Raw genomic sequence first — 21,982 nt, 5'->3', positions numbered from 1 at the left:
GAGGAAGCATCATGGAACTCTATCTGGATACGGCGAACGTCAAAGAAGTCGAGCGCCTGGCACGCATCTGGCCCCTGGCAGGCGTCACCACCAACCCGAGCATTGTGGCAGCAGGAAAAGAACCCCTCTGGGATGTCCTGCCCCGGCTCAGACAAGCCATCGGGCCACAGGGCAGGCTGTTTGCCCAGACAATGGCCCGTGACGCCGCAGGCATGGTCGCTGAAGCGAAACGTCTGACCAATGCGTTTCCCGATCTGGTGGTGAAAATACCGGTGACGGCGGAGGGGCTGACCGCTATCAAACAGCTAAAACAGGCGGGTATTTCCACGCTGGGAACGGCCGTTTACAGCGCCGCCCAGGGATTGCTGGCCGCGATGGCCGGAGCGGAATACGTGGCGCCCTATGTTAACCGTATCGATGCCCAGGGCGGGGATGGCATTCGTACTGTGCAGGAGCTGCAAACGCTATTAAAACTTCACGCTCCGCAGAGCAAAATCCTGGCCGCCAGCTTTAAAACGCCCCGCCAGGCGGTCGATTGTCTGCTCGCTGGATGTGAAGCCATTACCCTTCCATTAGACGTAGCGCAACAAATGCTCGGCACGCCTGCGGTAGAGTCGGCTATTGAGAAGTTTGAGCAGGACTGGAAAAACGTATTTGGCAACCTCAACCTTTAAGGAGTGATAATGGACAGAATCATTCAATCGCCAGGAAAATACATCCAGGGTGCGGACGTGCTTACCCGCCTCGGCGACTACCTCAAACCCCTGTCAGAGCGCTGGCTGATCGTCGGCGACAAGTTTGTTCTCGGTTTTGCCGAAGAGGCGCTACGCAAAAGCCTGACCGATGCCGGGCTGGCGGTGGAAATTGCCCCTTTTGGCGGCGAATGTTCGCAAAATGAAATCGATCGCCTGCGAACGGTAGCGGAAAAATCCCGTTGCGGTGCGGTACTGGGGATTGGCGGCGGCAAGACGCTGGATACCGCCAAGGCGCTGGCGCACTTTATGCATCTCCCGGTGGCGATTGCCCCCACCATTGCTTCGACGGATGCGCCCTGCAGCGCCTTGTCGGTGATTTACACCGACGACGGCGAGTTTGAACGTTACCTGATGCTCCCCAAAAATCCCGAAATGGTGATCGTCGATACCCGTATTGTGGCTGGCGCACCGGCACGGCTGCTGGCCGCCGGGATTGGCGACGCGCTGGCGACCTGGTTTGAAGCCCGCGCCTGCTCCCGCAGCGGCGGTAAAACGATGGCGGGCGGTCAGAGCACCCAGGCCGCACTGGCGCTGGCCGAGCTGTGCTACAACACGCTGGTGGAAGAAGGCGAAAAGGCGATGCTGGCCGCTGAGCAGCATGTGGTTACGGCGGCGCTCGAGCGGGTGGTGGAAGCCAATACCTATCTGAGCGGCGTTGGCTTTGAAAGCGGCGGCCTTGCCGCAGCCCATGCTATCCACAACGGGTTAACGGCCATCCCGGACGCCCACCACTTCTATCACGGTGAAAAAGTGGCGTTCGGCACCCTGACTCAGCTGGTGCTGGAGAACGCGTCGGTAGAAGAGATCGAAACCGTTGCCGCGCTCTGTTACAGCGTAGGTCTGCCCATCACCCTGGCGCAGCTGGATATCAAAACGGATATTCCGGCCAAAATGCGTACCGTGGCGGAAGCTGCCTGCGTCGAAGGGGAAACCATCCACAATATGCCGGGCGGAGCCACGCCGGACCAGGTCTATGCCGCGCTGCTGGTGGCCGATCAGTACGGCCAGCGTTTCCTGCAAGAGTGGGAATAATCCCGATAAAAAAATCCCCGCATCGCTGCGGGGATTGTTATTTTATACGTCAGGTAAAGACTTACAGCAGGTCAAAGCGGTCGAGATTCATCACTTTCACCCATGCCGCCACAAAATCCTTCACGAATTTTTGCTGAGCATCGCTGCTGGCATACACCTCCGCCAGTGCACGCAGTACCGAGTTTGACCCGAAGACCAGATCGGCACGCGTCGCGGTGTATTTCACCTCGCCGCTCAGACGGTCCCGGCCTGCAAAGAACTCGGAAGCGCTGTCCGTGGCTTTCCACTCGGTGCGCATATCCAGCAGGTTGACGAAGAAATCATTGCTCAGCACGCCCGGACGATCGGTGAAGATGCCATGCTGACTCTCATCCGCATTCGCCCCCAGCACGCGTAACCCGCCCAACAGCACCGTCACTTCCGGTGCGGTCAGCGTCAGCTGCTGGGCTTTATCAATCAGCAGTGACTCGGTGGTCGATACGCCAGGTGCCGTACGGTAGTTGCGGAAGCCATCGGCAATCGGCTCGAGCAGGTCAAACATCTCGATATCGGTCTGATCCTGACGCGCATCTACGCGGCCTGGCGTAAAGGGTACGCTGATATCCGTGCCTGCGGCTTTCGCAGCCTGTTCGACACCGACAACACCTGCCAGCACAATAACGTCGGCAAGAGAGACTTTGCCTGACGCCGCCTGAATGGCTTCCAGCTTAGGCAGGACACGGGCGGCAACGGCGTTGACCTCCCATCCTCTCTGCGGTGCCAGCGCCAGGCGCGCACCGTTTGCGCCGCCGCGCTTGTCGCCACCGCGGTAGGTCGATGCAGAAGCCCATGCCACGGAAACCAGTTCGCTGACGGAAAGCCCGGACGCAACAATATCGGCTTTGATGCTCTGGATGTCCTGCGCCATCGGATGCAGCGTCGGCCGCGGCAGCGGATCCTGCCAAATCAGCTCTTCTTTCGGCACTTCCGGGCCAATATAGCGTGCGATCGGCCCCATATCACGGTGTGTCAGTTTGAACCAGGCGCGGGCAAAGGCTTCGTTAAAGGCCTGCGGATCGTTCAGGAAACGACGTGAAATTTTCTCAAACTCAGGATCGAAACGCAGCGTCAGATCCGTTACCAGCATCGTCGGCTTACGCTTTTTCGACGGATCGAACGGATCGGGAATAATTTCCGGCGCATCGACCGCTTCAAACTGAATCGCACCTGCCGGGCTGCGGGTCTGCACCCACTCATATTTGAACAGGTTCTCGAAGAAGTAATTGCTCCACTGGGTGGGCGTCTGTGTCCAGACCACTTCCAGACCCGAGGTAATCGCATCAGCACCTGAACCCGAACCGTAGCTGCTGTTCCAGCCAAAGCCCTGCGCTTCAATCGGCGCGGTTTCAGGATCGTCACTCACGTGCGTCGAGGCCGCAGCACCGTGCGTTTTGCCCAGCGTATGACCACCGGCAATCAGCGCCACGGTCTCTTCGTCATTCATCCCCATATTGCCAAAGGTGGCGCGGATCGCCGAGGCGGCGGAAAGCGGCTCACCGCTGTGCTCCGGCCCTTCAGGGTTAACGTAGATCAGACCCATCTCTGTCGCGCCCAGCGGCGCTTTCGCCAGCGATTCGGGATGACGATGGGTAAGCCAGGCTTTCTCATCGCCCCAGTTCACATCGAGATCCGGCTCCCAGACATCCTCGCGTCCGGCACCAAACCCGAAAGTGCGGAAGCCGGAATTCTCCAGCGCAACGTTACCGGCGAGAACATACAGGTCGGCCCAGGAGATTTTCTGGCCGTATTTCTGTTTGATAGGCCACAGCAGACGACGCGCCTTATCCAGACTGACGTTATCGGGCCAGGAGTTTAAGGGGGCAAAGCGCTGCTGGCCGCGCCCTGCGCCGCCACGACCGTCAACGGATCGGTAGGTGCCTGCGCCGTGCCACGCCATACGGATAAAAAGACCGGCATAGCTGCCCCAGTCCGCAGGCCACCAGGGCTGGGAATCGGTAAGCAGCGCTTTCAGATCGCCTTTAAGCGCTGAATAATCTAATTTGCTGAATTCTTTGCGGTAGTCGAAATCGTCGCCCAACGGATTTGAGCGGCTGGAGTGTTGGTTAAGAAGGTCTGTGCGGAGTTGTTTCGGCCACCAGTCGCGGCTGCCTGTCCCTGCCCCCGCACTCTGATCTGAAGCGCCATGGTGGAAAGGACATTTGCCCGCTGATGTCTTGTTATGGGTATCGTCTGACGTGCTCATCGCTCTGCTCCCTTTATCGTGTATACCGTTACGATATACACCTTCAGAGATCAGATATAGTCGAAAAAATCCACAGATTCGATAGCCAATTCCTTTTATTTACGAACGCTCACAAAAAACGTACTTTTTGAAGGGTTTATCCTTTATATCGCCGGACGCACGCCTAGCGTATGGCAGATGGCATAGCTCATTTCGGCGCGGTTCAGCGTGTAGAAGTGGAAATCCTTCACCCCTTCACGGCTAAGAATCTTCACCATATCCATGGCGATACTGGCCCCGACCAGCTTACGGGTTTCTGCATCGTCATCCAGGCCATTAAACATCTGGGACATCCAGGACGGGATACGCACGTTGGTCATATCGGCGAACTTCTTCGCCTGCTTAAAGTTGGAAACCGGCAGGATCCCGGGAATGATTTCGACATCGATACCGGCGGTGACGCAGCGGTCACGGAAGCGCAGATAGCTTTCGACATCGAAAAAGAACTGGGTAATCGCCCGGTTGGCACCAGCGTCGACTTTACGCTTCAGGTTAAGCAGGTCAGCCTGGGCGCTTTTTGCTTCCGGATGCACTTCCGGGTAGGCGGCAACGGAGATGTCAAAATCCGCCACCTCTTTCAGAAGACAAACCAGATCGGTCGCGTACATATCCGGCTTGCCGCTGCCCGGGGGCAGGTCACCGCGCAGGGCGACGATATGGCGGATGCCGTTGTTCCAGTAATCCTGAGCGATAGCGCGCAGCTCATCACGGGTCGCATCAATACAGGTCAGATGCGGTACGGCCTCAAGGCCGGTGCGATCCTTAATTCCTTTAATGATGCTGTGGGTGCGGTCACGCTCGCCCGAGTTGGCACCGTAGGTCACCGAGACAAATTTCGGCTTCAGGATGCTAAGACGATCGATGGAGTGCCACAGGGTTTGCTCCATTTCACTGGTGCGCGGCGGGAAAAACTCAAAAGAAACGTTAATCTGACCGTGAAGATCGGCCAGATTCTGATTCAGGGCTTCCCGCTGGTTGGCGTGAAAAAAGCTCATACCTTACCTCATCAATCGCTTGTCATTATTCGGCTTTGTGAACTTCTATACGTTTAGACGTCCAGATGCCAAAATGACGGAAAAGCACCCCGTCGTCAACTGAAATATACTGATTAACGGTGAGGAATACTCAGGGAAGGTGAAAAAAATTCAGGAGGGCGACAGGCCCTCATCGCGAGAGCCTGTCGTCAGCGGGATACGCCCGTCAGGAACGTCTGTACAGCGGAAGCCAGAGAGTCAGCCGCAGACCACCCAGCGGGCTGTCATCGGCTTTAACCCAACCACGGTGCTGCTGAATGGCGGTTTCGACAATCGCCAGCCCCAGCCCGGTTCCGCCGGATTCACGATCGCGGGCTTCATCGGTTCGGTAGAACGGTCGGAAAATCTGCTCGCGATCCTCCTGACTGACGCCTGGACCATCATCGTCGACGTTGATGGTGATACCGTCTTTATCCACCGCAAAGCTGACTGAGATTTTGGTGTGCGAGTAACGCAGAGCATTACGCACAATGTTCTCCAGCGCGCTTTCCAGTGCATTCGGGTTACCGTAAAGCGGCCAGGGCCCGGGCGGATATTCCACGGTGAACGATTTGCCGACCTGCTCTGCTTCAAACGCGGCGTTGTCCAGCACCTCATTCCACAGCTGATTCGCCTTCACCGTTTCGCTGACCAGCGCGTTTTTCTGCTGATTGCGCGACATCACCAGCAGATCGTTGATCATACTGTCGAGACGCTGCGCTTCGGTTTCAATACGCTCCAGCTCTTTGCTCTCACCGCTGCGGCGACGCAGCAATGCCGTACCCAGCTGCAGACGCGTCAGCGGCGTACGCAGTTCATGGGAGATATCGGAGAGCAGGCGCTGCTGGGTGGTCATCATACGCTCCAGCGCCGTCACCATCTGGTTAAAGCTGGCCCCCGCTGCCAGAAACTCCTGCGGCCCGGCTTCCAGTTCCGGATGCTGTCGCAGGTTGCCCTGCGCCACTTCGTCCGCCGCGTTTTTCAGCTTACGCGCCGGTTTCGCCAGGCTCCACGCCAGCCATAACAGCAGCGGCGAGCTCACCAGCATAGTGACAATCAGCAGCAGCAGCGGACGGTCAAACAGCAGGTTAATAAAGTCAGACTGAGAGTTACTTGCCGGACGGATCAGGTAGAGCTGGTAATTATCTTCCCCGTCCCGGATAGAAAATGGCCCGACCATCTCCACCCGGCCGTATTTCTTTTTCTGCGGATGATCGGCGTTATCCGACTGCCCGATAAAGTTACGGATGACCTGCATTTCATTGCGCTCCGCGCCGATCACCCGACCTTCACTGGTCACTAATAATAAACGCTGCCCCGGCGGGGCCCATTTATCAATCGCGCGAAATAGTCGCCGCCACCACATCAGATCGTTAGGGGGATCGTTAGCCAGCTCTTCCGCCACGTGCTGTTCAATCATCAGCCCCTGGCGCTGCTCGCTTTCCAGCAGCTCGGTCATCTGACGCGAGTCCAGCTTCGGCAGCATCAATACCAGCATCAACACCAGCGCCAGCGTTAACCAGAAAATGGCGAAAATGCGGGCGGTCAGGCTGCCTATCATGAAGCGGACACCATCAGATAGCCGCGCCCACGCAAGGTTTTAAACCACGGGTGCCCGTCCTTACGCTCCGGCAGCTTGCGGCGCAGGTTGGAGATATGCATATCGATAGCACGGTCAAACGGCGTTAAACGCTTGCCCAGCACTTCCTGGCTCAGGTGCTCACGGGACACCACCTGGCCAAGATGCTGCGCCAGCAGGTATAGCAGAGTGAACTCCGTCCCGGTCAGTTCCAGCGTCAGCCCGTCGAAACTGGCTTCCTGGCGGCCCGGATTGAGGCTCAGCCCGTCAACTTCCACGGTCGGTGAGCTGCTGTCGCTGTTTTGCTGCTGTTCGCTCCAGTGTGAACGGCGCAAAATAGCGCGAATACGCGCTACCAGTTCGCGGTCATTAAAGGGTTTAGGTAAATAGTCATCCGCGCCCAGTTCAAGGCCAAGCACGCGGTCCAGCTCGCTGCCACGAGCGGTCAACATAATCACGGGGGTCTGGTGTGTCTGACGTAGCTCTTTAAGGGTGTCGATACCGTTTTTCTTCGGCATCATCACGTCGAGCAAAAGCAGGTCGATACTGTCGTCAAGAAGCGCCAGCGCCTGTTCCCCATCATGGGCAACCTGCACATTAAAGCCTTCCATCTCGAGCAGCTCCTTTAACAGGGAGGTGAGCTCCCGGTCATCATCTACTAACAGGATTTTATTCATTGTTTAAATACCTCCGAGGCAGAAATTACGTCATCAAGGCGCGCTAATCCATGACTTTACGTTGTTTTACACCCCCTGACGCATGTTTGCAGCCTGAATCGTAGACTCTCTATCGTTGAATCGCGACAGAGAAAGATTTTGGGAGCAAGTGATGCGCAGAGTGACCGTTGCCGTCATGGCCTCAACGCTAGCGCTAAGTGCAACAAGCCAGGCCGCTGAAGTCGTTTCCGGCGTGAACTGGCACCCGAGCGAAGCACTTACGCAACGTGGTAGTCAGACCAATATGTTCGATGGCATTAGTTTAACCGAACATCAGCGACAGCAAATGCGGGATCTGATGCAACAGGCGCGGCACGACAGGCCTCCTGTTAATGTTAGCGAAATGGAGACAATGCACAGCCTTGTCACCGCAGAAAATTTTGACGAAAACGCCGTGCGCGTTCAGGCCGAAAAGATGGCGCGGGAACAGGTTACCCGCCAGGTAGAGATGGCGAAGGTTCGTAACCAGATGTTCCGCCTCTTAACGCCCGAGCAGCAAGCGATTTTGAATGAGAAACATGAGCAACGTATGCAGCAGCTGCGCGACATCGCGCAAATGCAGCGCGAGTCCTCATCGAAGCTTTTGAGTAGTAGCAGTAGTAGCACCCAGTAACAAACCCTGTTTTTCCTTGCCATAGACACCATCCCTGTCTTCCCCCACATGATGTGGGGGTTTTTTTTGCCCTTTTTACACCGTCTCCTCAATCACCCACACGCTCACACCACCGCCGTTGCAGGTAAAGACCCCTTCCCCGTTCTCATCCGTTGTGACCGTCCCCTCGCGGTTGCCGAGGAAATCACACCAAACTTTGTTACCGTAGTTCTCACCCAACGTCAGCGTTTTTTCGCCGTCGTCGCCGTTAGAGAGCACCACCACGCAGCCCGGTGCCTCGTCGGTGCCACTGCGGCTGAAGGCGATACAGTTGGGGTGATCGAACCACAGGGTCTGAACACCGTGGGCAAAACGCTGGCGGGCGAGGATTAACTGCGCCAGATCGTCAATAACCGGCATCTCTATCGGATACGTTTCACCATCGCCGCCGGTTCCTTCATAGCTTGCGCCATAGAGATCCGGATAAAACACGGAGGGTACGCCGTTTTCCCGCAGCAGGATCAGCGCATAGGCCAGCGGCTTAAACCAGGCCTCAACCGGTGCTTCCAGGGCCTGCAGCGGCTGGGTATCGTGGTTGGCCACCAGCGTTACCGCATGGAAAGGGTCGGCTTCCACCAGGGTGCCGGTGAAAATCTGCGTCATGTCGTAATCACGGCCCTGCAGCGACGCTTCGTGAAATTTCATTTGCAGCGGAGCGTCAAACAGCATGGTTTTGCCTTCGACCTGGTGAATGTACTGCTGGAGCTTGTCCACCTCGTGGGACCAGTACTCTGCCACGATAAACAGCGGTTTCGGGGCCACTTCCTGGACGTGCTCAATCCACTCTTTATAGAACCAGGCCGGGATATGTTTGACCGCATCGAGGCGAAAACCGTCGCAGTGGGTTTGCTCCATCACCCAGCGCGCCCAGTATTTGATCTCCTCCGTCACCGCGTGGTTACGAAAATCCGTGTTGGCCCCCATCAGATAATCGAAGTTGCCCAGTTCATCATCGACCTGATCGTTCCAGCCGTCCCCGGTGTAATCGTTGACGATCTTGAACACCCCATCCTCGTCGGGATTTTCAATATGGTCGATGCCGCTAAAGCATTTGAAATCCCAGATAAACCGGGAGTATTGCCCGGCGCGGGCGGGAAAGGTGTAGCGCGTCCAGGCCTCACACTCAACGACCTCCTCATCGATTTGCGTGCGGTCCTGCTCATTCACCCGATTCACGCGGATCGCCTCTTTTTCATCCGCCCCCATCTTGTGGTTCACCACCACGTCGAGCAGCACGGCAATCTCGTTCTGCTGTAGCGCCTGAATCGCGGTAAGCAGCTGGTTTTTATCGCCGTACTTCGTGGCGACCGAACCTTTCTGATCAAATTCACCTAAATCGAATAAATCATAGGTATCGTAGCCCACGGAATAGCCACCGGAAGCGCCCTTAGAAACCGGCGGGAGCCAGACCATATTGATGCCCATATCGTTAAAACCGCCGGCCCGCTCGCGAAGTTCAGCCCAGAGTTTGCCGTCGCCAGGGTAATACCAGTGAAAAGTTTGCAACAGAGTGGGATTGTTCATGTGTCGTGCTCCAGAATGCGACTTCTGGAAGTATGGATGAAAAGGCCAAATTTAGCGCAACCTGAGAATCCGCTATACTGGCGCCAGCAACTGCAGGAGTGTTTATGGATCAATCTTACGGGCGCCTGGTCAGCCGGGCGGCCATCGCCGCCACGGTGATGGCATCGTCATTGCTGGTGATTAAAATTTTTGCCTGGTGGTATACCGGGTCGGTCAGCATTCTGGCTGCGCTGGTGGATTCACTGGTCGATATCGCCGCGTCGCTGACCAATCTGCTGGTGGTACGTTACTCGCTCCAGCCCGCGGATAAAGAGCATACCTTTGGTCACGGCAAGGCCGAATCGCTGGCCGCGCTGGCGCAAAGTATGTTTATTTCCGGTTCAGCCCTGTTCCTGTTCTTAACCGGCATTCAGCACCTGGCGCGCCCGGAGCCGATGAACGCGCCCGGCATCGGGGTCGCCGTTACGCTCGTTGCCCTTCTGTCTACCCTGGTGTTGGTAACCTACCAGCGCTGGGTGGTGCGGAAGACAAAAAGCCAGGCGGTGCGGGCAGATATGCTTCATTATCAGTCTGATGTTATGATGAACGGTGCCATTCTGGTGGCCCTCGGCCTGTCGTGGTACGGCTGGCATCGCGCGGATGCGCTGTTTGCATTGGGCATCGGCGTCTATATTTTATATAGCGCGCTGCGCATGGGCTACGAGGCAGTACAGTCATTGCTGGACCGGGCGCTGCCCGAAGAGGAACGGCAGGAAATCGTTGCTATCGTTAACGCCTGGCCTGGGGTTAGCGGGGCACACGACCTTCGCACGCGGCAGTCAGGGCCGACACGCTTTATTCAAATGCATCTGGAAATGGAAGACAACCTGCCGCTGGTGCTGGCACATCAGATTGCCGACGAAGTTGAACAGGCAATTCTGCGACGTTTTCCGGATTCGGATGTCATTATTCATCAGGATCCCTGCTCGGTGGTTCCACCGGAACAACAAGGGCATTTCGAACTTTCTTAATGTGTTGTAAAAAGTGTGGGCTGGACCGGCATTTTTTGTATAAATTACCGCCATTTGGTCTGACCTGAATCAATTCAGCAGAGAGTGGCTGATATACTATCTGCAGTATTCGTGAACGTACTTCCGTAGAAACCGAAGGCGTTTCAGCAACAGATTTCATTTTGCATTCTAAGCTCAGAGGTAGTCATGATTAAGAAAATCGGTGTGTTGACAAGTGGCGGTGATGCGCCGGGCATGAACGCAGCCATTCGCGGCGTTGTCCGTTCTGCGCTGGCGGAAGGCCTGGAAGTCTTCGGTATCTATGATGGCTATCTGGGTCTGTATGAAGATCGTATGGTTCAGCTCGACCGCTACAGCGTTTCCGACATGATCAACCGCGGCGGCACCTTCCTCGGTTCGGCCCGTTTCCCGGAATTCCGCGATGATAAAGTACGTGAGATCGCGATTGAGAACATGAAGAAACGCGGCCTTGATGCGCTGGTGGTTATCGGCGGTGACGGCTCCTATATGGGCGCAAAACGCCTGACCGAAATGGGCTTCCCGTGCATCGGTCTGCCGGGCACCATCGATAACGATATCAAAGGCACCGACTACACCATCGGCTACTTCACCGCGCTGGGTACGGTCGTGGAAGCGATTGACCGCCTGCGCGACACCTCTTCTTCACACCAGCGTATCTCTATCGTTGAAGTGATGGGCCGCTACTGCGGCGACCTGACCCTGGCGGCGGCTATCGCCGGCGGCTGTGAGTTCGTGGTGGTGCCGGAAGTGGAATTTAGCCGTGAAGACCTGGTGGCAGAAATCAAAGCCGGGATCGCCAAAGGTAAGAAACACGCTATCGTCGCCATTACCGAGCACATCTGCGACGTTGATGAACTGGCACGCTTTATCGAAACCGAAACCAAACGCGAAACCCGCTCCACCGTTCTCGGCCATATTCAGCGCGGCGGTTCCCCGGTTCCTTACGACCGTATCCTGGCATCCCGTATGGGCGCTTACGCCATTGAACTGCTGCAGCAGGGCTACGGCGGCCGCTGCGTCGGTATTCAGAACGAGAAGCTGGTTCACCACGACATTATCGACGCCATCGAAAATATGAAGCGTCCGTTTAAAGGTGACTGGCTGGACTGCGCGAAAAAGCTGTACTGATAGCGCGGCGCGGGACGAGAAACAAAAAGGCCATCGCGATGCGATGGCCTTTTTTTATGTTACTCGATATCGAGCGGATCTTCGGAGAGGATAATCCCGGTATTGTCGGCATACAGATGGTCACCGGAGAAGAAGGTCACGCCGCCGAAATTGACGCGAACGTCGCTTTCGCCAACGCCTTCACCGGCGGCACCAACCGGAATAGCGGCCATAGCCTGAATGCCGATATCCAGCTCTTCAAGGTCATCCACCTGGCGCACCGCACCGTAGACCACCATGCCTTCCCATTCATTCTGTACCGCAAGACGGGCCAGATCCGCATCGATTAATGCGCGTCGAACAGAACCCCCGCCGTCGACCAGTAAAATCCTGCCACGGCCGTTCTCTTCGAGCAGATCGTAAAGCAACCCGTTGTCCTCGAAACATTTTACCGTGATGATTTGACCGCCAAACGACGACCGTCCGCCAAAGTTGGAGAACAGTGGTTCCACGACGTTGACATCTTCCTGATAGATGTCACAAAGCTCGGAAGTATCGTATTTCATAGGCTCAACGTTCAGTTGCTGCGAGAAGTTTCAGTATATCGCGGCAACTGCACTGTTGGCAAAATCATCAGTTGTTCGTTGATTTCTGTCAGTTAAACCCGGTATGGCTAACGACAATGCCGATAACAAACAGCAGATGGGTCAATAACGCGGCCTTCACCGTGCGTTCGAGCATCGGCCGCATCGCCATCGGATCCTGCTCCCGCAGCACATAGCGCGCCTGTTTAACCAGCAGCGGCACCGCCAGCAGGAACAGCCATCCCCACGGACTGCGCAGCGAAATCAGATTAAACAGCGCCAGACAGACCACCGCGCCCGCCAGCAGGCAGGCGTGGTAGACGCGCGCTTTTTTCGGCCCCAGGCGAACCACCAGGGTGTCTTTACCGTTTTCCCGATCGCTATTGATATCGCGCAGGTTGTTAATATTCAGCACCGCCGTTGACAGCAGGCCACAGGCCGTGGCCGGCAGGAAGGTCATAAGGTCAATGGTGTGCGCCTGCAGATACCAGGTCCCCATCACGCTCAGCCAGCCGAAGAAAATCAGCACCGACATATCCCCCAGCCCGATATAGCCATACGGGCGACGGCCGACCGTATAGGTAATGGCGGCGATAATCGACAGCCCACCCAGCACCAGGAAACCAATAAAATCAGCAAACGTCCGGTATGACACCACCAGCAGCCCCAGGCCGCTCAGGCAAATCAACACAACGGTAATGATCAGCGCCTTTTTCATCTGCGCCTGGGTGATCGCGCCTTTCTGCATGCCGCGCAGCGGCCCGATACGTTCCGGCGTATCGCTGCCTTTGACCGCATCGCCATAGTCGTTTGCCAGATTGGAGAGGATTTGCAGCAGACCGGCGGTGACCAGGGCCAGCAGCGCCACCAGCGGATCGAAATGGCCCTGCCACCAGGCGAGGGCGGAGCCCACGATAATGGCCGCAACGGCCAGCGGCAGCGTTTTGGGTCGCAGGCTTTCGAGCCAGGCTTGAGTGGGACTCAGGGATTGTTCAGTCATTAGTAACCAGCCAATAAAAATGGGGCTAATTAGCCCCATCAACAGTGATGAAAACGTATTGGACGCGATTATAAGATAAAACGGCTCAGATCTTCATCTGCAACCAGCGCATCCAGATGTTTGCTCACATAATCAGCATCAATTGTTATGCTTTCACCGTGCAAATCGCTGGCGTCATAGGAGATATCTTCCATCAGACGTTCCAGAACCGTATGCAAACGACGGGCACCGATGTTCTCGGTGGTTTCGTTTACCTGCCACGCGGCCTGGGCGATACGCTTGATGCCATCCTGGGTAAACTCAATGTTCACCCCTTCAGTGCCCATTAGCGCTTTGTACTGAACGGTGATCGACGCATTCGGCTCGGTCAGGATACGCTCGAAGTCTTCGGTGGTCAGCGCCTGCAGCTCCACGCGAATCGGTAAACGACCCTGCAGTTCCGGGATCAGATCCGACGGACTGGCAACCTGGAACGCCCCGGAGGCGATAAACAGAATGTGGTCGGTTTTTACCATCCCGTGTTTGGTTGAGACGGTGCAGCCTTCCACCAGCGGCAGCAGGTCGCGCTGCACGCCTTCACGAGAAACGTCCGGGCCGGAGCTATTGCCTCCGCGCTTACAGATTTTGTCGATCTCGTCGATAAACACGATACCGTGCTGCTCAACCGCATCGATAGCATCCTGCTTCAGCTCTTCCGGGTTCACCAGCTTCGCGGCTTCTTCTTCCACCAGCAGCTTCATCGCATCTTTGATTTTCAGCTTGCGCGGCTTCTGCTTCTGTCCGCCCAGATTCTGGAACATGGACTGCAGCTGGCTGGTCATCTCTTCCATGCCCGGAGGTGCCATGATCTCCACGCCCATCGGTGCAGCGGCGAGATCGATTTCAATCTCTTTGTCATCCAGCTGCCCTTCGCGCAGCTTTTTGCGGAATGACTGGCGCGCAGCGGATGGCTCCTGAGGCGCTTCCGACTGGCCCCAGTTGTTTTTCGCCGGTGGGATCAGCACGTCGAGAATGCGCTCTTCCGCCAGCTCTTCTGCGCGGTAGCGGTTTTTCTCAATCGACTGCATGCGCACCATTTTCACCGCGGCATCGGTCAGATCGCGGATAATCGAGTCCACTTCTTTCCCGACATAGCCCACTTCGGTGAACTTGGTCGCTTCAACCTTGATAAAAGGCGCGTTGGCCAGCTTCGCCAGACGACGGGCGATTTCGGTTTTACCGACGCCGGTCGGGCCGATCATCAGAATGTTTTTCGGTGTCACCTCGTGACGCAGCTCTTCATCAAGCTGCATACGACGCCAGCGGTTACGCAGGGCGATAGCAACAGAACGCTTGGCGGCGTCCTGACCGATAATATGTTTGTCCAGTTCGCTGACAATTTCGCGTGGGGTCATTTCAGACATGGGCGATCCTTACGCTTTAGAGGGTAATTCTTCGATGGTATGGAAGTGGTTGGTGTAGATACAGATATCACCTGCAATCCCCAACGCCTTCTCAGCAATATCGCGCGCACCGAGCTCGGTGTTTTCCAGCAGGGCACGGGCAGCGGCCTGGGCGTACGGACCGCCAGAGCCGATAGCAATCAGATCTTCTTCCGGCTGAATGACATCGCCATTACCGGTGATAATCAGCGAGGCGTTTTCATCCGCCACCGCCAGCAGCGCTTCCAGCTTGCGCAGCATACGGTCGGTGCGCCAGTCCTTCGCCAGCTCGACCGCCGCCTTCACCAGATGCCCCTGGTGCATTTCCAGCTTGCGTTCAAACAGCTCAAACAGCGTAAAGGCATCGGCAGTACCGCCAGCAAAACCGGCGATCACTTTGTCGTTATACAGGCGACGGACCTTCTTCACGTTGCCTTTCATCACGGTGTTACCCAGCGTGGCCTGGCCATCACCGGCGATCACGACATGGCCGTTACGGCGAACACTTACAATTGTTGTCACGGGCAGACCCCCTGGTTGCATAAAACGAATACAGGCCCCGTACCGCGTACGGGGCAGATTGCAATTATAGATGGGGGAGATTTTGGGGGTTTCAACCCCCGGAGGCGAGCCGAATGCAGTTTGCGTGTCCCGCCAGTTTCAGGCGGCCAAGCGTATTGTCGGCATTTTCTTTGCCTTTTATCGGTCCCATCACCACACGATTCCAGCTGTTGCTGCTGGTAATGCGGGAATCGAAACCTTCAAATGCCAGCTGCGCACGCACGGTTTCCGCCTGATCGACGCCTTTGAACGAGCCGCACTGAACCATCCAGCGGCGTTCATCTTTCTTCTCCGCCGTTGGCTTCGGTGCTTCCGGTTCACGGGTCACCGGCGCGGCCTGCTGCGCTTTCGGCGCTGCCGCAGAGGTATGCGCTGGCGTCTGGAGCAGATCCTGATACGCCTGCTGCTGAGCGGCCGTTTGCTTCGGCGGCTGTGCAGGCTGTGTCTGACGCGGCGGCGTGGTGGTCGTACGCGGCGCTTCCGTCACGCGTGGCGGCTGTTGCACAGGCTGCGTCTGCGTGACGATCTGCTGTTGCTGAGCGGCCTGCTGTTTTTGTCGCTGCTGCGCCACCGTCTGCTGACGCTGCTCGGCCGTTTGCTCATTCCACGGCACCTCGTTCAGCTGCGTAGGCTGCTGACGCATATCCGCCTGCATCTGGGCCAGCAGCTGGCGCTGCTCGTCGGTCAGCTGATTCGGGTTCTTCACTTCGCCGCCCGCTGAAGGTTCGGTAGGCGCACGTACGCCCGGCTGGCGGCTTTCCAGCTCTTTAATATAGCGCCAGCGCTCCTCCGGCTTAGGTGGAAGTCCATTCCCGGTCGCCTGACGTCCCTGCAGCGTATCCGACTCTTCTTTTTTATGGTGGGTGATAAAGTACAATCCACCGATAAACGCAATCAGCGCAGCCACAGCAACCACGACCATGACTGGCGATACCGCAGAGGATCGACTCTGCTTTTTCCGTGGTGTGCTCTTTTTGCGCCGCGAAGGAGCCGGTTGGCTGCGGCGTACATAATCTCGTTGTGCCACTGTCGTTTCGCTGTATTTATTTCGTTTGTCAGCCCGCCATGTTACTTAAGCGGCGGGCCTTTGACCAGCAAGGCGAGTCCGAAAGCCCTGTCCGGTTAAACCTGGCGCGCCAGGGTACTCCCCCGCACCACCAGTTCGCAGTCCAGCAGACGCGATCCGCTGCTGACGTTGATGCCCTGCAGCTGGTCGAGCAGCAGCATCATCGCTTCACGGCCAATCTCAAAGCGCGGCTGGGAAACGGTGGTCAGCGGCGGGTCGCAGAACTCAGCCAGAGCGATATTATCAAAGCCGATAATCGACAGATCCTGAGGCACCTGCAATCCACGACGCTTCGCATGGGACAGCGCGCCCAGCGCCATCACATCGCTGTGGCAAAAGACGGCGGTCGGCGGTTTCGGCAGTGCTAATAGCTGCTCCAGCGCCTGCGCCCCGGCCTCATAGGTAAAGTCGCCGCGAGCAATATAGTGCGGATCGACCTCAAGCCCGCTGCGACGCAGCGCCTGCACATAGCCCTGCAGGCGATAGTGACACAGAGGCATCTCTTCCGGCCCGGCAATACAGCCAATGCTTTCGTGGCCCAGCTCATGCAGATAGTTGACGGCATTAAAGGCGGCGGTGAGGTTATCGATATGCACCGTCGGCAGCTCCAGCTCGGGCGCAAATTCGTTGGCCATCACCATCGGCGGCAAATTGCGCTGCTCTTCGATGCTGGCATCGAACGGCAGGCGAGAGCCCAGCAGCAGCATGCCATCGATCTGCTTGGTGATAATCAGGTCGATAAACGTCTTTTCCTGCTGATTCTGGTGGGCGCAGTCGCCAATCAGCACCAGATAGCCGTTTGCCGCCGCGGCGGTTTCGATCCCGCGGATAATCTCGCTAAAAAACGGATCGCAAATATCCGGGACGATCGTCAGGATCGTCCGCGATTCGCTGCGTTTCATATTTCGACCGGACATCTGCGGAAAATAACCGACGTCGATGGCCGCCTGCTCCACCCGGTTACGGGTCGAGAGAGAGACTTTATCGGGGTTCATTAACGCCCGTGATACGGTTGCCGTCGAGACTTTCGCCTTCAGGGCAACATCCTTCATTGTTGCTGATGCAACCTGTTTCTTCGGCTTCACCTTTTTCTCCTTGCATGCACCGCGCAGGCACAGACACGTCCGCTGTAATCTGACATCCGACACATTTTTATCAGATCGTTACGCACGGCGGTTACAGAAATTTCATTAAAAATGTGACGGTCGTTAAATTTTACGATCCACCTCGCATCCCAGGAGGCTCAGCCTTCAATCGGATCGACGTCGAGAACCCATTTGACCTTGCGGGATTCAGGCAGGGTGTTAATCAATACCAGCGCGCCGCTGACAATATGCTGCAGCCGGATTCGGGAAGGATGCTGGAGCAAAATCTGCCAGCGGTAGCGGCCGCCGCGTTTCGGCGCCAGCGCCGGTACCGGCCCCAGCACCCAGAGTTTATCGTCCGCCAGCGGGCTGGCCTGCAGCAAATTGCGCAGTTGCTGGAGGAACAACGGCGCCTGCTGATTATTGTGATCCTCGGCGCGGATCAGGACATGGCTGGTCCAGGGCGGCAGCTGCAGCGTTTGCCGCTCCGCCAGCGCCTGCTGCGCAAAGGCCTCGTAGCCCTGATGCAGGAGCGTCTGCAGCAGCGGATGATCGGGATGGTGGGTTTGTAGCACCACTTCGCCCTGCTTACCGGCACGTCCGGCACGGCCCGCCACCTGGGTGTAGAGCTGGGCAAAACGCTCTGCGGCGCGGAAATCCGCCGAGAACAGGGCGCCGTCAACGTCCAGCAGTGCCACCAGCGTCACATCGGGAAAGTGATGGCCTTTGGCCAGCATCTGGGTGCCGATCAGGATCCGCGCCCCGCCGCGATGCACCTCTGCCAGCTGCTGCTCCAGCGCGCCTTTGCGGCTGGTGGTGTCCCTGTCGATACGTGAAATCGCCACGCCGGGGAAGAACGGCGCCAGGGTTTGCTCCAGCTGTTCGGTACCCAGGCCGACCGGCACCATATGGGTAGAGCCGCAGGACGGGCACTGGCGCGGCACCGGCCGCTGGCTGTCACAGTGGTGGCAGCGCAGATGATGCTGGGCCTGATGCAGGGTGTAGTAGTGGTCGCAGCGCGGACATTCGGCGATCCAGCCGCAGTCGTGGCACAGCAGGGCCGGAGCAAAGCCCCGACGGTTCAGGAACAGGATCACCTGGTTATTGGCCTGCAAATGCTGGCGCATACGCTGAATCAGTGCCGGAGCGAGCCCGGCCTGAACCTGCTGCCCTTTCAGATCCAGCACGTGCTGGGTCGCCGGGCGCGCATTGCCCGCCCGACGGGTGAGGCGCAGCATGCGGTACTTGCCCTGGCGGACATTGTGCAGAGTTTCCAGCGCCGGGGTTGCCGAGCCGAGGATAATGGGAATTTGCTCGCTATGGGCCCGGTACACCGCCAGGTCACGGGCGTGATAGCGCCAGCCTTCCTGCTGTTTATAGGAGCTGTCGTGCTCCTCGTCGATCACAATCACGCCCAGGTTTTTAAACGGGGTAAACAGCGACGAGCGGGTGCCGATCACAATCGCCGCCTCGCCGTTTTTCGCCTTCAGCCAGGCGGAAAGCCGCTCGGTATCGTTAAGGCCGGAGTGAAGCACCTCCACCGGCGCCTGGAAGCGCTGACGAAAGCGGGCAATAGTCTGCGGCGTCAGGCCGATTTCCGGCACCATGACCAGCGCCTGTTTGCCCTGCGCCAGCACGTTTTCCAGCACGCTCAGATAGACTTCGGTTTTACCGGATCCGGTGATCCCGTCCAGCAGCCAGGCCGAGAAGGTGTCGGAGGCGCTGTGGATCGCGCCGACGGCGGTGGCCTGCTCGGTATTGAGCCGCAGACGATCGCCCGCCACCTCGTAGCCATCACGCCAGTCGCGCAGAGCAGGCGTTTCGCTCGCCAGCTCGCACAGCCCTTTTTTGCGCAGCCCCTGTAGCGCCGCGTCATTAAATTCCAGCTCGGCGACCTGGTGACGCCAGATTTTCCCCTGCCGCAGCGCGGCCAGGGCCTGCTGCTGTTTGGGCGAGCGCTTCAGGCCGTTGATATCCATCGCCATACCCTGCTCGGTGGCAAACCAGTACCACATCGGCGCGCCGCTGGCGGGTTTCCCCTGGCGCAGCAAAATGGGCAGGGCATGGAACAGGACATCGCCAACAGGATGGTGATAGTAGTCTGCCGCCCACATCAGCAGACACCAGACGGAAGGGGAAAAAACCGGCTCGCTATCGAGCACCTCAAGCACGCTTTTCAGGTCTTTCAGCGGCAGGTCGCTTGTCTCGCCAACGGCCACCACGATGCCTACCCGCTGCTGGTTGCCAAAAGGCACGCGCACGCGACAACCGGCGCTGACGCTGCTGCCTGAGGGCAGCAAATAGTCAAACGTGCGGGGTAGCGGTACCGGCAAGGCAACATGGGCGACGGGCATTGAATCATCCTGACGTGAAAACTGGCGGGTTAGTATACACATACTGGAGAGGCGACGCGGATCAGTTTGCACAGGCTGGTTAAATTCTGTATGATTCGCCGCCTTTGGTACAGATTCGTATCAGGGATTATCAATTAACATCGCGTGGTGTCTGGCGTTAGGGCTGGAAGAGCGACGCGGCCTTAAACTGAGGTTTCCCCCATGAAAAAAGATATTCACCCGAATTATGCAGAAGTTACTGCAAACTGCTCCTGCGGCAACGTGATCACCATCCGTTCTACCGTAGGCCATAACCTGAACCTGGACGTGTGCGGCAAATGCCACCCGTTCTACACTGGCAAGCAGCGTGACGTTGCTTCCGGTGGCCGCGTTGACCGCTTCAACAAGCGCTTCAGCGTACCAGGCAGCAAGTAATAGTCTGCAAGAAAAAGGCGCCTTCAGGGCGCCTTTTTTGTATCCGCGATTTAGTATTCCCACGTATCCGGGTCGATCCCCAGTTCACGCATAATCACTTTCGCCTCTTCCGGGATCTCATCACTGCGCTCTTTACGCAGATCTTCATCATTCGGCAAAGGCTGTCCGGTAAACGCATGCAGGAACGCTTCACATAACAGCTCGCTGTTTGTGGCGTGACGCAGGTTGTTGACCTGACGACGTGTACGTTCATCGGTAAGGGTTTTTAACACTTTCAGAGGAATGGAGACCGTAATTTTTTTTACTTGCTCACTCTTCTTACCGTGCTCAGCGTAGGGGCTGATATATTCGCCGCTCCATTCAGCCATGAGATACCTTTAATCCTCTCAGTCATTAATAAAGGGCCAGACTCATGATCGTTCGCATGGTTCAGGCCATAATCTCGCGTAGTTTACCGTAGAGGCCGTAGCCTGACACGGCTATTGCATCTGCCAGCAAGATCTAATGCGTATGATTTTAACGGCTATTGGCGTTTTGCTCAATCTATACGCAAAGAAGTTTAGATGTCCAGATGTATTGACGTCCATCATCACAATGTTTACTCTGGATCTGACTTTCACCGATTAAGCCAGGAATAGCTCACTATGACGCGTAAACAGGCCACCATCGCAGTGCGTAGCGGATTAAACGACGACGAGCAGTACGGCTGCGTTGTCCCGCCCATCCACCTCTCCAGTACCTATAACTTCACCGGCTTCAACGAACCTCGCGCCCATGACTACTCCCGTCGCGGTAACCCGACGCGTGACGTGGTGCAACGTGCGCTGGCGGAACTGGAAGGCGGCGCGGGCGCGGTGTTGACCAATACCGGCATGTCGGCGATCCACCTGGTGACCACGGTGTTCCTGAAGCCTGGCGATATCCTGCTGGCTCCCCACGACTGCTACGGCGGCAGCTACCGTCTGTTCGACAGCCTGGCAAAACGCGGCTGCTACCAGGTGCGCTTTGTCGATCAGAATAATGAGCAAGCCCTGCGTGCGGCGCTGGCGGAAAAGCCGAAGCTGGTGCTGGTCGAAACCCCAAGCAACCCGCTGCTGCGGGTCGTGGATATCGCGAAAATCTGCGGTCTGGCGCGGGAAGCCGGGGCGATTAGCGTGGTGGATAACACCTTCCTGAGCCCGGCGCTACAAAACCCGCTGGCCCTGGGCGCGGACCTGGTGCTGCACTCCTGCACCAAATACCTCAACGGCCACTCCGATGTGGTGGCGGGCGTGGTCATTGCAAAAGATCCTGATACCGTCACAGAACTGGCATGGTGGGCGAATAATATCGGCGTCACCGGCGGCGCCTTCGACAGCTATCTGCTGCTGCGCGGCCTGCGCACGCTCTCGCCGCGTATGGAAGTGGCCCAGCGTAACGCTCAGGCCATCGTGGATTTCCTGAAAAAACAGCCGCTGGTGAAAAAGCTGTATCACCCGTCTCTGCCGGAAAACCAGGGCCACGAGATCGCCGCCCGCCAGCAGAAAGGCTTTGGTGCGATGCTCAGTTTTGAACTGGATGGCGATGAACAAACGCTGCGCCGCTTCCTTAGCGGGCTCTCTTTGTTTACGCTGGCAGAATCGTTAGGCGGAGTGGAAAGCCTGATTTCCCATGCCGCCACCATGACCCACGCGGGTATGGCCCCGGAAGCGCGTGCCGCCGCCGGGATCTCCGAGACGCTATTACGCATCTCAACCGGTATTGAAGACAGTGAAGATTTAATTGCCGATCTGGAAAATGGCTTCCGGATCGCAGCAGAGGGATAAAC

General features: G+C 57.2%; 20 protein-coding genes. 7 read left to right on the top strand and 13 right to left on the bottom strand.

Annotated elements, in window-relative coordinates; genetic code table 11:
• Nucleotides 1-11: 11 nt before the first annotated feature.
• Together fsa and EDF81_RS22730 are read left to right on the top strand one after the other, a co-directional pair.
• Nucleotides 12-674, top strand: coding sequence for a fructose-6-phosphate aldolase (gene fsa / locus EDF81_RS22735; protein ID WP_123350446.1), 663 nt, complete (start codon nucleotides 12-14; stop codon nucleotides 672-674).
• A 9-nt stretch (nucleotides 675-683) separates the two neighbouring features.
• Entirely contained in the window at nucleotides 684-1,787 is a 1,104-nt protein-coding gene (locus tag EDF81_RS22730; RefSeq protein WP_123350445.1) for a glycerol dehydrogenase, read from the top strand.
• Nucleotides 1,788-1,848: 61 nt separating this feature from the next.
• Here EDF81_RS22730 and katG read toward each other — a convergent pair whose 3' ends face one another.
• From katG to cpxR, 4 genes are all read right to left on the bottom strand, one after another.
• Nucleotides 1,849-4,029, bottom strand: a complete 2,181-nt coding sequence (gene katG, locus EDF81_RS22725) for a catalase/peroxidase HPI (protein ID WP_123350444.1) — start codon at nucleotides 4,027-4,029, stop codon at nucleotides 1,849-1,851.
• Between the two features lie 143 nt (nucleotides 4,030-4,172).
• A complete protein-coding gene (gene metF / locus EDF81_RS22720) occupies nucleotides 4,173-5,063 on the bottom strand; it encodes a methylenetetrahydrofolate reductase (protein WP_123350443.1) in 891 nt (296 codons plus the stop codon).
• 205 nt (nucleotides 5,064-5,268) lie between these two features.
• Nucleotides 5,269-6,642 (bottom strand): envelope stress sensor histidine kinase CpxA, encoded by a 1,374-nt coding sequence (cpxA, locus tag EDF81_RS22715; protein ID WP_123350442.1) that lies wholly within the window; start codon nucleotides 6,640-6,642, stop codon nucleotides 5,269-5,271.
• Nucleotides 6,639-7,337, bottom strand: a complete 699-nt coding sequence (gene cpxR / locus EDF81_RS22710; RefSeq protein WP_123350441.1) for an envelope stress response regulator transcription factor CpxR — start codon at nucleotides 7,335-7,337, stop codon at nucleotides 6,639-6,641. Before cpxR ends, cpxA begins: the two co-directional genes overlap by 4 nt.
• A gap of 151 nt (nucleotides 7,338-7,488) precedes the next feature.
• On the opposite strand from cpxR, the gene cpxP reads away from it, so the two are divergent.
• Complete coding sequence (gene cpxP, locus EDF81_RS22705; RefSeq protein ID WP_123350440.1) at nucleotides 7,489-7,989, top strand: cell-envelope stress modulator CpxP; 501 nt, start codon at nucleotides 7,489-7,491, stop codon at nucleotides 7,987-7,989.
• 75 nt (nucleotides 7,990-8,064) lie between these two features.
• On the opposite strand, the gene amyA is transcribed toward cpxP, so the two are convergent.
• Nucleotides 8,065-9,552, bottom strand: coding sequence for an alpha-amylase (gene amyA / locus EDF81_RS22700; protein ID WP_123350439.1), 1,488 nt, complete (start codon nucleotides 9,550-9,552; stop codon nucleotides 8,065-8,067).
• A 104-nt stretch (nucleotides 9,553-9,656) separates the two neighbouring features.
• Here amyA and fieF point away from each other — a divergent pair, with 104 nt between their 5' ends.
• Together fieF and pfkA are read left to right on the top strand one after the other, a co-directional pair.
• Nucleotides 9,657-10,562 carry a CDF family cation-efflux transporter FieF gene (gene fieF, locus EDF81_RS22695; protein WP_123350438.1) on the top strand — a complete coding sequence of 302 codons (906 nt, stop codon included), beginning with the start codon at nucleotides 9,657-9,659 and terminating at the stop codon, nucleotides 10,560-10,562.
• 186 nt (nucleotides 10,563-10,748) lie between these two features.
• The gene (gene pfkA, locus EDF81_RS22690; RefSeq protein ID WP_123350437.1) at nucleotides 10,749-11,711 is read left to right on the top strand and encodes a 6-phosphofructokinase; all 963 of its coding nucleotides are present in this window, start codon (nucleotides 10,749-10,751) and stop codon (nucleotides 11,709-11,711) included.
• 59 nt (nucleotides 11,712-11,770) lie between these two features.
• Here pfkA and rraA read toward each other — a convergent pair whose 3' ends face one another.
• The 7 genes from rraA to priA all read right to left on the bottom strand — a co-directional run bounded on the left by rraA (nucleotide 11,771) and on the right by priA (nucleotide 19,761).
• On the bottom strand, nucleotides 11,771-12,256 hold the full coding sequence (gene rraA, locus EDF81_RS22685; protein WP_123350436.1) for a ribonuclease E activity regulator RraA: 486 nt from the start codon (nucleotides 12,254-12,256) through the stop codon (nucleotides 11,771-11,773).
• A gap of 88 nt (nucleotides 12,257-12,344) precedes the next feature.
• Complete coding sequence (gene menA, locus EDF81_RS22680; protein WP_123350435.1) at nucleotides 12,345-13,274, bottom strand: 1,4-dihydroxy-2-naphthoate polyprenyltransferase; 930 nt, start codon at nucleotides 13,272-13,274, stop codon at nucleotides 12,345-12,347.
• 68 nt (nucleotides 13,275-13,342) lie between these two features.
• On the bottom strand, nucleotides 13,343-14,677 hold the full coding sequence (gene hslU / locus EDF81_RS22675) for an HslU--HslV peptidase ATPase subunit (protein WP_123350434.1): 1,335 nt from the start codon (nucleotides 14,675-14,677) through the stop codon (nucleotides 13,343-13,345).
• A 9-nt stretch (nucleotides 14,678-14,686) separates the two neighbouring features.
• Entirely contained in the window at nucleotides 14,687-15,217 is a 531-nt protein-coding gene (gene hslV, locus EDF81_RS22670; RefSeq protein ID WP_123350433.1) for an ATP-dependent protease subunit HslV, read from the bottom strand.
• Nucleotides 15,218-15,308: 91 nt separating this feature from the next.
• The gene (ftsN, locus tag EDF81_RS22665) at nucleotides 15,309-16,283 is read right to left on the bottom strand and encodes a cell division protein FtsN (protein ID WP_123350432.1); all 975 of its coding nucleotides are present in this window, start codon (nucleotides 16,281-16,283) and stop codon (nucleotides 15,309-15,311) included.
• Between the two features lie 95 nt (nucleotides 16,284-16,378).
• Nucleotides 16,379-17,407 carry a DNA-binding transcriptional regulator CytR gene (gene cytR / locus EDF81_RS22660; protein WP_123350431.1) on the bottom strand — a complete coding sequence of 343 codons (1,029 nt, stop codon included), beginning with the start codon at nucleotides 17,405-17,407 and terminating at the stop codon, nucleotides 16,379-16,381.
• A 158-nt stretch (nucleotides 17,408-17,565) separates the two neighbouring features.
• On the bottom strand, nucleotides 17,566-19,761 hold the full coding sequence (gene priA / locus EDF81_RS22655; protein WP_123350430.1) for a primosomal protein N': 2,196 nt from the start codon (nucleotides 19,759-19,761) through the stop codon (nucleotides 17,566-17,568).
• Nucleotides 19,762-19,962: 201 nt separating this feature from the next.
• On the opposite strand from priA, the gene rpmE reads away from it, so the two are divergent.
• Nucleotides 19,963-20,175, top strand: coding sequence for a 50S ribosomal protein L31 (gene rpmE, locus EDF81_RS22650; RefSeq protein WP_123350429.1), 213 nt, complete (start codon nucleotides 19,963-19,965; stop codon nucleotides 20,173-20,175).
• 50 nt (nucleotides 20,176-20,225) lie between these two features.
• Here rpmE and metJ read toward each other — a convergent pair whose 3' ends face one another.
• Nucleotides 20,226-20,543 carry a met regulon transcriptional regulator MetJ gene (gene metJ, locus EDF81_RS22645; RefSeq protein WP_123350428.1) on the bottom strand — a complete coding sequence of 106 codons (318 nt, stop codon included), beginning with the start codon at nucleotides 20,541-20,543 and terminating at the stop codon, nucleotides 20,226-20,228.
• Between the two features lie 276 nt (nucleotides 20,544-20,819).
• Between metJ and metB the strand changes: the two genes are divergently transcribed.
• Nucleotides 20,820-21,980: a cystathionine gamma-synthase gene (gene metB / locus EDF81_RS22640; protein WP_123350427.1), complete on the top strand. Its 1,161-nt coding sequence runs from the start codon at nucleotides 20,820-20,822 to the stop codon at nucleotides 21,978-21,980.
• The last annotated feature ends 2 nt before the right edge of the window (nucleotides 21,981-21,982 follow it).

Origin of the sequence: Enterobacter sp. BIGb0383 (assembly GCF_003751845.1) — a bacterium.
In the GTDB taxonomy this organism is placed as follows: Bacteria; Pseudomonadota; Gammaproteobacteria; order Enterobacterales; family Enterobacteriaceae; genus BIGb0383.
This window is presented reverse-complemented; position numbering and strand designations above follow the sequence as displayed.